The sequence below is a fragment of the Nitrospira lenta genome, from assembly GCF_900403705.1.
Taxonomy (GTDB): domain Bacteria; phylum Nitrospirota; class Nitrospiria; order Nitrospirales; family Nitrospiraceae; genus Nitrospira_D; species Nitrospira_D lenta.
On record NZ_OUNR01000016.1, the window covers coordinates 182,337 to 194,978 of the forward strand.

Annotated in this window: 11 protein-coding genes and 1 tRNA gene; 1 reads left to right on the top strand and 11 read right to left on the bottom strand. The window is 58.9% G+C overall.

Annotated elements, in window-relative coordinates; all coding sequences use genetic code 11:
- Positions 1–206: 206 nt before the first annotated feature.
- The 5 genes from NITLEN_RS10625 to NITLEN_RS10650 all read right to left on the bottom strand — a co-directional run bounded on the left by NITLEN_RS10625 (position 207) and on the right by NITLEN_RS10650 (position 3,309).
- Positions 207–578, bottom strand: a complete 372-nt coding sequence (locus tag NITLEN_RS10625; RefSeq protein WP_181416789.1) for an IPT/TIG domain-containing protein — start codon at positions 576–578, stop codon at positions 207–209.
- 375 nt (positions 579–953) lie between these two features.
- On the bottom strand, positions 954–1,295 hold the full coding sequence (locus tag NITLEN_RS10630) for a DUF2489 domain-containing protein (protein WP_121989592.1): 342 nt from the start codon (positions 1,293–1,295) through the stop codon (positions 954–956).
- 245 nt (positions 1,296–1,540) lie between these two features.
- Positions 1,541–2,221: an RHS repeat-associated core domain-containing protein gene (locus tag NITLEN_RS10635; protein WP_121989593.1), complete on the bottom strand. Its 681-nt coding sequence runs from the start codon at positions 2,219–2,221 to the stop codon at positions 1,541–1,543.
- Positions 2,222–2,783: 562 nt separating this feature from the next.
- A tRNA-Leu gene (locus tag NITLEN_RS10645) sits at positions 2,784–2,870 on the bottom strand.
- A gap of 178 nt (positions 2,871–3,048) precedes the next feature.
- Positions 3,049–3,309 carry a YtxH domain-containing protein gene (locus tag NITLEN_RS10650; protein ID WP_121989595.1) on the bottom strand — a complete coding sequence of 87 codons (261 nt, stop codon included), beginning with the start codon at positions 3,307–3,309 and terminating at the stop codon, positions 3,049–3,051.
- Positions 3,310–3,646: 337 nt separating this feature from the next.
- Here NITLEN_RS10650 and lgt point away from each other — a divergent pair, with 337 nt between their 5' ends.
- Positions 3,647–4,474, top strand: coding sequence for a prolipoprotein diacylglyceryl transferase (gene lgt / locus NITLEN_RS10655; protein ID WP_121989596.1), 828 nt, complete (start codon positions 3,647–3,649; stop codon positions 4,472–4,474).
- Here lgt and NITLEN_RS10660 read toward each other — a convergent pair.
- From NITLEN_RS10660 to NITLEN_RS10680, 6 genes are read right to left on the bottom strand one after another with little or no spacing between them, the layout of a single operon-like run.
- Positions 4,468–4,848, bottom strand: a complete 381-nt coding sequence (locus tag NITLEN_RS10660) for a metallopeptidase family protein (RefSeq protein ID WP_121989597.1) — start codon at positions 4,846–4,848, stop codon at positions 4,468–4,470. The genes lgt and NITLEN_RS10660 overlap by 7 nt on opposite strands.
- Before the next feature lie 2 nt (positions 4,849–4,850).
- Entirely contained in the window at positions 4,851–5,264 is a 414-nt protein-coding gene (locus NITLEN_RS10665; protein WP_181416790.1) for a tetratricopeptide repeat protein, read from the bottom strand.
- 13 nt (positions 5,265–5,277) lie between these two features.
- A complete protein-coding gene (locus NITLEN_RS10670; RefSeq protein WP_181416791.1) occupies positions 5,278–8,613 on the bottom strand; it encodes a UvrD-helicase domain-containing protein in 3,336 nt (1,111 codons plus the stop codon).
- Positions 8,597–11,872, bottom strand: a complete 3,276-nt coding sequence (locus tag NITLEN_RS10675; protein WP_146216165.1) for a PD-(D/E)XK nuclease family protein — start codon at positions 11,870–11,872, stop codon at positions 8,597–8,599. Before NITLEN_RS10675 ends, NITLEN_RS10670 begins: the two co-directional genes overlap by 17 nt.
- Positions 11,873–11,913: 41 nt before the next feature.
- Complete coding sequence (locus tag NITLEN_RS18130) at positions 11,914–12,081, bottom strand: hypothetical protein (protein WP_181416792.1); 168 nt, start codon at positions 12,079–12,081, stop codon at positions 11,914–11,916.
- 24 nt (positions 12,082–12,105) lie between these two features.
- Positions 12,106–12,369, bottom strand: a complete 264-nt coding sequence (locus NITLEN_RS10680) for a glutaredoxin family protein (protein ID WP_121989601.1) — start codon at positions 12,367–12,369, stop codon at positions 12,106–12,108.
- Between the last annotated feature and the right edge of the window lie 273 nt (positions 12,370–12,642).

Here is a 12,642-nt window from a genome sequence, read left to right on the forward strand (position 1 = left end):
AACAGTGAATCGGCCCTTGGCCAAACCGATCGGGCGGGGCCGAACCTCCATCTGAGGCAAGGGGGTAATTTCTGCAATCGGGTGATTATGCCGGCACAAGAGAATACGATCCCCCGCTTTCAGCTTCGCCAAATATCTGGAGAGGTGTGTTTTCGCTTCGTGAATATTTAATTTAATCATGATTCAAGGCTGAACTTGAAAGTGAACTAAGTCAAGTGCGGTGAATTCACGATATACCCATGGATAATGGAACTGAACCCATTGCCGGTCGTCGTCGTCACGGTCACAGCCGTCGCGCCGGTGCGTGCGGCAAAGGAAATCTGGACGGTGGCGGTGAGAGAGGTCGGAGTCGTGAGGACGTTACGAACGAGAATGCCGGGGTTATCCGTGGCCAGCGCCGCGCCGGTGAGATGGGTGCCGGTGAGGGTGACGTTGACCGAGGCCCCCGCATTACCGGTGTTCGGCGTGAGCGCCGTAATGGTTGGCGCGCCGACGCCGCCGGTGTTGCGTGCGATGGAGAGTAGATTGCCGACGGCATCATACGTGTACGTCGCGACATTCCCCTGCCCGTCGATCACCTGGGAGAGCCGGCCCAGATCGTCGTAGATGTATTGCGCCTAGTCGGCAATTGCCAGCGACGGCGCTGACATGCAGAGCATTAGCACGCAGGCCACAGCCGACAAGACTTTTACAAACGCCATCTGCTTCATCGACAGTCTTTCGTCACCGAGTTGGACTCATTTGTGCTTCACTTGGATCGCACCATTTTCGTTTGTCTTGCTGAGTGCACAGTCAAGAACCGACCCCATCTCTCTTTTCGTCACTGATTCAGCTCACTCGCACGTCCATTCCAAAGCCACATCGCACTCAAGCTCCGCCAGAAAAGTAGCCTGTCTCATTTTCTCCTCCCCTTCAAGAGTTTATGACTTCCCGAACGGCTTCTACCCGTTTTGTCATACCTCTCCCCCCTTCGGAAACGTTCGGAGTATCTCCTGACATGCAGCGAGAATATCTGGTTTGCAATCATCGATAAGCTTGTTCATTTTATCGTCGAGTCTTTTTAGATGGTTGGGCTCGTATTCTGCTCGCAACTTTCCGATGGGAAACGCTTCTGTATCGTCCTCAAATGCAATAATTGCATTGAAAACCTCATGCCCAGGCTCATCAATTTCGAATCGTAACCTGTTAATCTTCCGTGTGCCTTCAACGAGATGCATCCGATCTTCAATCATTGCCGTTGCCACTGTTCTCAACTCAGCCAGCTTCCTGGCTTTAATGATATCTGGCAAACTCATGGACCACCCCGGAGTTAAGGCTTACTGGGGAGAAGTTTAGTCTTGAATTCCTGTCTCTAGTTAGTCTTCATATTCTCGATCCAATGCGTCTCAAATCGTGTGCCATCCGGTGCGGTATGTGGGACGCTACTTTTTTTCGCCCACTCAGAGGGATCTCCACCATACGTCTTCGCAGCACGATCTGCATCGCGAAATGGCTTATCTGAACCGGCCCCCGCAATGGTTCTGGCTGGCGGGCCCGACATTTAGGATTGGCTTCCAACCGACTTATTAAGATTGTTCCTGTTAGTCGCACTGGACGTACCTGTATTCCCAGATTTATTCCCTGCCCCTACACATCCCTTCGCCGCATCCAGGAGATCGTCCGGATCAACATCCGGTTTGCGTTTGGCGAGATCAGTCCCGGCAATCTTCGCGATCGCCTTGATCAGCCCGACAACGCATTTCTTCACGAAGGGCGGAATCCTGCCCGCTTCCCCGGACGGATCGACCAAGTTCGTCGGGCTATTGGAGACATAGTCATACAAATTCGGATCACCCGCGTCAAACCCTAGCGGGTCTTCACTCAGGAACCAACTGCGTGTGGGGCTGTAGTACCGCGCTCGATAGTAGTTGAGCCCGGTGCCATCGTTTTCCCGCCCAGTGAATTGAAACGGATTCGTCGAAGAGCCGGTGACGGTGGTGGAACCGAATGGCCCGTAGGTATAGCGCGTCGTGACGGATCCACTATCGTCGCTCAGGGCGACGGTCGAGCCGAGATCGTCGGTATGGAAGAACTCGTTTCCGCTTGGCGTTTGCCGGACCAGCGGCTCATCGATAGTCAGCGTGCTCAGATAGCTGGAATTCGTCGCGCCGTTGATGGTTTTGGCCAGGCGGCGATCCAGGGCATCGTAGCTGAAGGTGGCAGAGAGGGGGACAGTCCCCATGCCGGAAAGGGACTGTCCCCTGTGATCCCTGTTGCTGATCCCGATCAATCAATCGCGCGCATCCCAGAGAATAGTTGATCTGCGTCACGCTCCCATCGGCCATTGAAGGCACCGGGCTAGTCGCAGACGCCATCGATTAGGGGATCGCATATGAGGTCCCCGATGGCTGACGGACGCATGTAGGTAGACGAGGGATCCTGGGAACCGAGCGCTCCCTTAATGGGCGGGCCTCCGGGCATTCCAGGTAGTCCCCTCCCAGCAGAACCCAATGTGCCGGCTTTTGCGGAACTCGGTATCGTTCCGATCCCTTGCACCACTGAAGGTGAGGCGATCGGCGCAGCGGGAACTCCGCCTGCTCCACCTGATGGATCAAGCCCGTTTTGCAAACTGAGGGAAGATGGATTCTGAGGATTCGCTGCGGGTGTGCTGCTTTGAGCCAGAGCGGAAGAAGCGCAAACCGAGAACATGATCGGGAGCACGCAGAGCAGGACTCGCATCCTTGCAATCGGTCTCTCGCCCCTGCTCGCCGAGCGCATGCACACAAAGCACCACCTTCAATGCGTGGTGCGCGAGGCGGGAATTGAACCCGCACGCCATTGCTGACCCAGGATTTTAAGTCCTGTGCGTCTGCCGATTCCGCCACTCGCGCATGCGGCGCAGTGTAGCGGGAATGTCACCTGAGCCGCAACACCTGGCTCAGACCTGGACAGGATTGAAAGAGTCAACGTAGACACGAATCGAACGTGAGCAGCTGAAGCCTCGGTTGAGCGGGAGCCCGAACCTCTCGCTCAACCGTCGCTTCGACTGCATTCGTCGCGTCGACAAACTTACGCCGCCTCAACCACAGGCCGCGCCTCGCGACGCTGCACCAACTGCTTGCTCCGATTCATCACATCCTGCACTCCCGATTGAACCGTGCGGCCCCAACGGGTTGCCTGAACCTGCGCCTTCTTGGCATAACGACCGATATCGCGACGAGTTTCCACTCCGGACTTTGGTGCAAACAATAACCCCAGCCCTGCTCCAATCACCGCTCCACCGGCAATCATTGCGGCGACCTTGGCTGCCTGCTTTCCCTGTTCCGACATTGCACGCCTCCTGGTTATTGATGAAGGTTTGTAGAGAGTCTTGTTCTCGCCCTCTTGCCAAGTAGCTACAGCAGATCCCGTGCCAGGTCACATTCTGCTGAATTTCGCCCGAATATTCTCCACTACCGCTGCCAGGGTTAGGGCCGTCTCATGAACGGTGCCGTTTTCTCCACAGTCCGCAACACACCCGTTTCAGAAATCTTACACTCCCGGGCCTATCACGATAAATCGGCCACAGTATTGAGCTGCAAGGCCTCGTCACTCTGCCGGTAACCGTCGGCTTGCTTTGAATAGGCTCCTTCCCTATGATCCGGGCCAGTCCATTGCTGGAGGTCACATGGGTTCGTTCGCCGCACTTCCCTATCCACATATTGATCCGGTATTTCTCGACCTCGGGCCGCTCCAGTTCCGCTGGTATGGCTTGATGTATCTGATCGGGCTGACAGCCGCCTATTTCATGATTCGTCGCAGAGTCCGCGAACAACACATTCCGCTCACTCCGGATCAGATCTACGACATGGTCGTGTACGCCGCATTCGGCGTGTTTATCGGCGGACGCATCGGATATACCCTGTTCTATAATTTCTCCTACTACGCTCAGAATCCGTTGAAAGTCTTCGCCGTGTGGGAAGGCGGTATGTCGTTCCACGGCGGCCTCATCGGAGTCATCATCGCGTTAATTTGGTTCAGTAAGCGGCAAGGCCTGCCCGTGTACACCATTGCCGACCTGGCTGCCGCGGTGACGCCGATTGGGCTGGGATTCGGCCGGCTCGGCAATTTTATCAATGGAGAACTGTACGGGCGCGCCACCGATGTGGAGTGGTGCATGGTGTTTCCCGCAGGAGGGCCGGCATGCCGGCATCCCTCTCAGCTCTATGAAGCAGGGCTGGAAGGCGTTCTCCTCTTCACGATCCTCTGGCTGCTCGCGCGCACGTCGCCGCCGCCCGGATCGCTGTGCTGGACATTCCTCGCCGGCTACGGCATCAGTCGTATGATTGTGGAATTAGTGCGAGAGCCCGATCAGCACATCGGTTTTGTGCTTGGGCCGATCACGATGGGGCAGATGCTTTCGGCTCCCATGGTGATGTTGGGCCTGTTCATGCTGGTATGGGGCTATCACAAACGTTCGCTGGAACGCGCACGTTCAGTTCCGCATCCTCAATAGGGCATCTCGTCGTCATCTAAGCCGACGTGGTGCCCTAACTCATGCACGAGCGTGTCGCCTATTTCCTGAACCATCTCCATCTCCGTGTCGCATTGCCGAAGAATCGGTCCGCGATAGAGCGAGATCTGCGGCGGGGCCTGACCTCCGGCACGAAAGAACGACTCATCATTGAGGGGGAGGCCATGGTACAGCCCAAGCAGGTCTTCTCCCTCTTCAAGCTCAAGCTCTTTCAGCACACTCAAAGAGGGTTCGTCCTCCACGACGACCGCCACGGTATCGAGCAAGCGCGCATACTCGACGGGCAAGTCCGCGATGGCCTGCTGAACGACCCTGGCGAACGACTCCGCCGACATTCGGTAATGAGCGCCCGTCATTCTTAGAATCGTTGGCCAGGAGCGGGATCGAGAAAGGATTTTTGCCGTAAGTTGTGATTCAGTCCAGTCTCCCTGAGCGGCGGTGAATCCCAGATCACTTTGTTGCCGGGAGCCAGATTCGCGGCCTCCAGATAGTGCTTCTTCGCTTCCGTCTTGTCCCCCATGCGATCCAGCGAGACCGCCCAGTTATAGTGCGCTTCCGCCAATGCCGGTTGCTGGACGGCTGCGGCCTGATACGCCTGAGCCGCCCCGGCCCAATCGCCCGACCGGAACAATCGCTCCCCTTCGGTCATGGCCGCAGCGGCCTGTGCCGAGGTATCGATAGGACTCGTCAGAATGGTGGTCCGATATTTTACCGGACTCGCGCAACTTGCAAGCAACCCACAGAGCAATACCAGCGTGAGGTAGCGTCGCATGGTCCGTCTCCTCTCAAAGTTCATACCCAACCGCGCAGCGAAGGAACAGCAGCTGCGCGGATATCGCCGACACCCCTAAGCTTTTCTCCGCAGCAGCCTTATAGAGCATCATCTGAGCTCGATAGCGCTCAGCCCGCTCAGGCACGTCCTGCGCCAGCACCGCGTCGGTTTTATAGTCCCCAATCCAGATCCGGCCGTCAAGACGGTAGATCACATCCATCACGCCGTGCACAATCTGGCCCTCTTCCCACGCCATCGCAAATGGCACCTCACGGCCGAGAATCGTCGCTGACGCCAACCGCTGATACAGCTCGGATTGTATGAAACCACCGAACAGCTCCAGGAGCGATTCGGTCACAGCAGACGCGACCTCCGCGTCGTCCGGCATGAGCTGCTGCCGAATCATCGGTTCGATTCGCTCCAAGAACGTGTGGGCTGGCAGATGAAAATCCCATTGCTCCAGCACGCGATGGGTCACGATCCCGACGAGCCTCCCGACGGCTTGATCTGCGCCACTCCCAGAGTGGTAAACCAGGCCGGGCGGGTCACCTTGCCCTATCGTACTGGGAGTGAGCTGGCGAGGCGTCCGGCAGGCCGTCTTCCAGCGATCCTCACGCGCACTCCATAGCTTTGCGATGACCGCCGCATCGAGCGCTCCAGCGCCCGGTCCCACCGCGCCGGGCCGGCTTGAATGTTTGCGGGGGGGCGCAATCGCCGTTCTGTGCGGTATGACCGACGCGCCGACCGTCAGCGTCTCTGTTTCTGACGCCCCCACCACACCCTCCCCGATCTCTTGCAACATGCCGAAGACGGTTTCCCCCGCTGCACGGCCAGTCATTCCGCCGGACAGCACCAGCATATCCTTCGCCCTGGTCATGCCGACATAGAGCACCCGCCGCCGTTCGGCCTCTTCTCTGACTTTCTGTTTCTCCTGCACCAAGACCGCCCCGAAATTGTGCACCCCGCCGAGCGAGAGGCCATACGATCCACTGGACCAATCAAAGGTCACGAGGGGCAATCCTCGCTCCTTCCCACTCCCTTGGTGTAACCCGGGCAAGACGACAATGGGAAACTCCAGTCCCTTGGCTTTATGAATCGTCAAAACCTGGATGGCATTGGACGATTCCTCGGATAAGGGACTGTCCGCCTCATCCGGTTGCTCTTCGAGCCTGGCCACCATCAGATCCACAAACCCGCTCAACGTCAGATGCGGCCGATCGGACAAGACGGCGGCGGTGTGTTTCACCTTGAGAAGATTGGCCACAGCCTGTTCGCCCTGCACCGAAGCGGCGGCGATTTCCAAAATCGGAAGACGGTCGAAGATCAATTCCAGCGCCTCGGCCAGCGGCAGGGCTCCGACCTGACCATGCAGCCAGGCGAAGTGTCCATACAGGAGACGAACCGCAACGGCGTCAGGATGCATCCACGCCGAGAGGGATTCGGAGCGAAGATATTCAAACCCGTCGGCCTGGCGCAGTTCATAGAGTGTGCGGTCTGACAAGCCGCCTAACGGACTACGCAGGACACCGGCGAGCGCCACGGTGTCATGGGGATGGTCCAGCACCCGCAGGACATTCATCAGATCGATGACTTCCTGCCGCCGGTAAAAATGTTTTTCCCCTTCGATCACATAGGGAAGGCCATACCGGCGCAACGCATCCACATAGGTATCGGCCTGCGTCAGCTTTCGAAACAGCAAGGCGATATGCCCGGGTTTGACCTGCGGACGGATCAGCACCTCTTCAGTAAGCCAGCGCGCCAGCGTTTCCCCTTCCGCCCTGGTCGCACCCGCCGCATCGAACGCCCGCTCGTCCGGAGCCGGCAGCGTCACTTGCACGCGCACACCGGCGTCGAAGGCTGATGGACGCCGCTGCGGTTGTACCTCCAACCGGACATTGGCCGGTTGAACGAGGAGACGCCGTTCGAACAGGCGGTCGAACACATCGTTGACCGGTCCCAGAACTGCCGCATCACTTCGAAAGTTTGTCGTGAGGGTCTGAATGACTCCCCCATCCTCTTCAATCTTCTGGACGACGCGGTCGAACGCTTCGATATCCGCCCGCCGGAACGCATAGATCGACTGCTTGGGGTCGCCCACGATAAAGAGCTTGCCCGGCTCTAAGACCATCTCCTGCCATGTCGAGGCCTGCGCCCCTAAGCCTTCTGAAATCGCGAGGATCAATTCATACTGCACAGGATCGGTGTCTTGGAATTCATCCACCAGCACCGCACGATAGTCCTGCTTAATCCGCTCGCGAATGGCCCGATGATCCCGCAACAACGTTCGTGCCCGGGCAAGCAGCCCATCGAACGAGACCCATCCTTTCAGTCTGAAGGAGAGGCGAATGTCAGCCACCAGCGGCCCAAGAAGCGTCAAGGTCTGCCTAAAGAACTCGGTGTTCACCACCAGATATTGCTGCGCCGTGTTGATGATCGACTCGGCTTCACGAAATTCATCTTGCTCCCATCCCGCGACGGGATTGCCCAGATCCTTCTTCAGCCAGTCGAGATCGGCGGCGGAGAGGGCGTGAATGCCCGCCGCCCCTTGATCCAGAATCTCCTGCATAAGGTTCACCGCCGCCGCTAGCATCTGCTCGATCTTCCGCCGCTTGGGTCGATCGTGCGCATCGAGAAGCACGCGCCCGCGCTGATGCGTATGCCGAACCCACTCGACGAGCACAGGACTCAGCTGCTCGTCATGGATCTGAGCCTGCAACACTTCCACATCGACCAACTCACTGCACAGGGCTCGAGCCAGCGCGCGCACATCGTCCAGCGTGGCGAGACTCAATACCTTGCGCCACAGGTGATGATGAGCTCCCTGCCGGCTCAACTCCCGATCGATCCAGATCTCCCACGCCGCCGCAAAGTGCTCTTCGAAGCGGAGCCCGTCATCTTCCTGAAACGCCGGATCCACGCCACCTTCAAGCGGATAGAGCCGCAGCAGATGGGCCGCAAAACTGTGGAGCGTGCCGATCTGGCCCTTCTCCAGATCATGGAGCGCGGCCTTAGCTCTGCGGACAACTTCGTCGGTGGAGAGACCGTACCGTGCCCGTAAGTCCGCCAGCGACACCGCCCCGCCGTCTATAACCCGCCCCGCTTCCGGATCGGCCAAGACCATCAGCCGTTCACGCAGCCGGACCTTCATCTCCGTGGCCGCCTTATTCGTAAAGGTCAACGCGACGATCTGGGCGACCGTCACCGGACGAGGCTCCTTGATGAGGAGATGCACCAGGCGATTGACGAGCAAGGTTGTCTTGCCGGTGCCGGCGCCGGCTACGACCACGACATTTCGGTCGAACGTCGTCTCCGCCAGATTGCGGGCCAGGCGATCAGGAATCAGTTCCACGCGGCTCCTCCGACGGACGTTGCAGACGCAGATTCTTGAGGGCTTTGACCTCGTCCGATCGATACGACCGCCACCACGACGGCTGGTGTTCGCGGCGGCAGATGACACGGAATTCACATTGCTCACAATAGGTGTCGGGCAGAATAAAAAACCGTCCGGCCTGAAGTCCGGTGACCAGCATGCGCAGTGTCTGTTGGATTTGCCGGCCGGACTCGCCCGACAGCACGCTGGCCTCGAACGTTGAACGTGCGATGGACGGCTCCCACAGCGGCGCCAGAAACATGAACTGCACCTGGCTTGGCGCAGGCTTTCCGGGCAGGAGCAGGCGAGCATAGAGCGGAGGCTGGAGCCGATACCCCCGCATGGCGGACTGCAGCAGATTGCGATCCTCCGACTTCATTGATCCGCCGGTTTTGAATTTGTAGTCGATGATGCGAATGGCTCCAGTATCCCGATGCCGGTCGATCCGATCGACGCGTCCTCGAATCTTCAGCGCCGCAGTCGGATCGGGCAGCACTTCGGCAATCGTGCCTTCGGCATCCAGCTCGAATGCTACGGGCAGAAACGGCGTCTCCGTATACGCGTCCATATCCGCATCGACCGCAGCGGTGATCAGCGTGACGACATGTTCCTTCGCCAACTCCCACAGTAAATAATGACCGGTCCGCTGGCCCGCCTCGCAATCCTGCGCCGCCAGATCCACGGCCGAGCGAATACACCACTCCATCGTGTCATCGGTGACCGGCTCGGCCGGCCAGCCGGTCGGGAGAAGCTGCTCGTAACAGCACTTCAAGGCCGCATGGCAGAGGGTGCCCAACAATGCGGCATCCGGCTCCTGCGAAACAGACCATCGCACCGGCTCCAGCCGTAATACATCGGCGGCAAAATACTGGAAGGGGCAGCGCGCATACCGCTCTAACGGCGTCGGAGCCAACCCGCGCTCACGCAAGCGAGACCAGTACGCATCAAGCGGGCCGGTCAATCCATCATACTCATTCAGTCCGGGAGCAGTGTTCTCTATTCCCATTAAGGCAGTGGCCGCATGCCGAAACCCTTCCGCCTCGCGACCGACCGCCTGGAGCAACACCGTCGGGTCCTGCCCGGTCATCGCCATCCATTGAGCGAGCTCAGCCGGCGGAAGGAATCGTTGCATGGTGGGACGCTGCGCCACGCGATCCGTCAATCGTCGCGGCACCGCCTCCACCGATCGCCCGTCGAGCCCGGCCTGCTTGAGCAATGCGTCAAGAAACGGCGAGACCGCGAGCACACGACCGGCCTCATCAGCCCGTTGATAGGACAGATCTAAGCGGCGGCTCGCCCCCTGCGCGATCAGGTCACACAGCAGCGTTTCTTCTTCATACCCACCGAGCTTTTCATCGATCTTGAACCCAAGCGTCGCGTCGAGCACCCGCCGATGCCGGTCGCGAAGAAACGCGTCCTCTCGGATATATCGGGGAAATAACTTTTCGTTCAAGCCCAACACGCACACGGCTTTGAATGTCAGCCCGCGCGCCGCCATCGCGTCAACGACGGTCACGCCCCGATGAGCGGTCTCATCCGATGGAATCATCGCACGCTCGCAGGTATGGGTCAGGAGCTCCACAAAATCCGCCCAGGACATCTCCTCCCCAAGTAGATCTAATTCCTCCAACTTGGTCATAACCCCGTCGATGGCAGTCCAGACCGCCGTCAACCTGATCTGAAGCGGATCCACATCCTGCGCTTCCAGACGACGTGGGTCTGCCAGATGCCGGCGGCCCAGTTGCCGAGTGGCCGTGACCAACTGACCGACAGTCCCCCGCTGAGGGAGCGCCAAACAATCGGTCAATAGTTCAGACACCACCTGCCAGAGCAGCAGCAACACGTCAGGGGCGATATCCAATCCATCGATCGCATGCCCCTGCTCTTCGCCTTCCGCCAATTCCAGCGTCATTCGGGAAGCCGATTCCAATCGCTTCCATTCTTCGACTCCGCGAGTGATCTGGAGGCCCGGCACGGCCATCTTCCATTGTTCCGGACGATAGCCGACGGCTTCACGATCGAGCAGATCCGAAGCGAAGAGCGGAGAGGTCACGACGTCCAGCATCGTCGTGCGGTAGAAATCGTTGAGCGGCAAGGCGAGCAACTGCAGCAGGATCTTGCACAGGGGTTCCTGCATCAGCGGTTGCCCGGCCGTTGAAACAAAGGGGATCCGATATCGATCGAAGACGCTCGACAGGAGCGTCCGATAGGGATCCAGCGTGCGAGCTACCACACCAATGTCGTCAAACTGATACCCGTTCGTCTCGACCAGATCCAGAATCCTTCGGCAAGTCGCTGCTAACTCCTCTTCCGCCCCAATGACGCTGTGCACGGATATCGCGATCGGCTCAGCGGAAGGTGGCCGGCCAGGATCCGCCAGTCTCGTGACCATGTCGGGGTTGGCCGCACGGGGCTGAATACAGCGATCGAAGAACCGCCGGGCAAATCCCCAGCGCGGTCCCTGTTCAAGGGGGAACAGCAGCGTGGTAGGCACGGCGGTGCTGACCGCCTCGAACAAAGACAGCTGCACCTGGGTCAGGTCGTAGAATCCATAATAGAAGGCGTGCCGCAGCGAGGCTAAAAACGGAGACTGAGCCACCTCCGGAATGAGCGACTCGGCCAGATCGTCCGGAGTGCCGACACCTAACGTCTTCCCCACGTCCCGAACGGCCGCGTGCAATGAGAATAACGCCGTCAGCCAGGCATGATCCTCCTGATCGAAGCAGCCCTCTTCAACTCCGCGCAAGGCGACGGCAGGATCGACGCCGGCATCTTTTAAGTCGCGAATGGTCGACCACAGCGCACCCCACATGCCGGATGACTGCCCAAGCTGTTGCAACGGCGCCAAACTAGGGAGCCGGACCTGCACAATCTGCCGGACCAATTGTTCAAAGAAGATATCGTCGACGACATGCAGCGGCGACTGCGCCAAACGGCTGCGCCGCTCATCCGCCAGACGGAGCGCCAGCTGATGGAAGGTCATGAAGTGGATATTGAGCGTGGCGTGCAGCTCAGCGGCCAACACCTGCCGCACGCGGGCCAGGAGCGGCGCGGAGGGAACAAGGACCGCGATGGGAGCGAACGGGTCCGCCGCCTTCGCCTGGCTCACCTGAGCGACCAGCGCGGATTCGAGCGACGGATGGAAACGGCCGGCAATGACGTGAAGCATCAGAAACCGTGGCGTGTGAAGAGTGCTGCGTGGCGCAGCGAGTACCGGATGGAGAGGCAGGCGGCTCACAGCAATGCTCGAACGCACTGCCCCTCACTATTCGCGCAAGACTAGCCCGTCTCAGGCCCCAGCAATTCGCCGTTACAATCAACACAGGCCCAATCGCCATCGATAAACTTCATCGGGTCGCCGCAGATCGGGCAATCCGGCGGCGGGCCCTTGTCGTAGATGGGCAAATCAGGCAATTCAAAGTTGTCGTCGTCGTCTTCATCAACCATTGGCTATCTATCCTTCTACCGCGCTTACTCGCGCGGCTTCATCTTCAACAGTAGCGCCTTTTCGGCGCTTTCCCGGCTCGGCACACCGACAAACGTCAGCCGTCCGTCGATAATCGTGGCAGGCACCGCCCGCACCGAATGACGATTGGCCAACTCCGCACCATCCGGTGTCGTGATGTCGACTTCCCGGTAGGAAAAACTATATTTCACTCGCAGCTGCTTCCATAGACTTTTGGCCGAGGGACAGGCTCCACAGCTGGGCGAAACCAATAACATAATGCTTGGCATAGTGTATCTCCAGAAGAGTCAGCGGCGAATCTTAACACCCAGCGGAATGAGGGGGCAAGCCGCGTCGGGACCGCTACGGCCCGGTCAAAGCCGGAGGATCAGACCAGCTGCGTTCCAGTTTGACTTCCCATACCGGAAAGCGCAGCATGCGCGTAATTTCAAGCTATGAGGCGCTCTGTGCATCCTTGCTAACAACAGCCAGTCTTTTCATAGAATACGGCTCACGCCCCTTGCTACGCCCTCGTGGTTTCCGTTGCCATGAGGGCGTTGTTG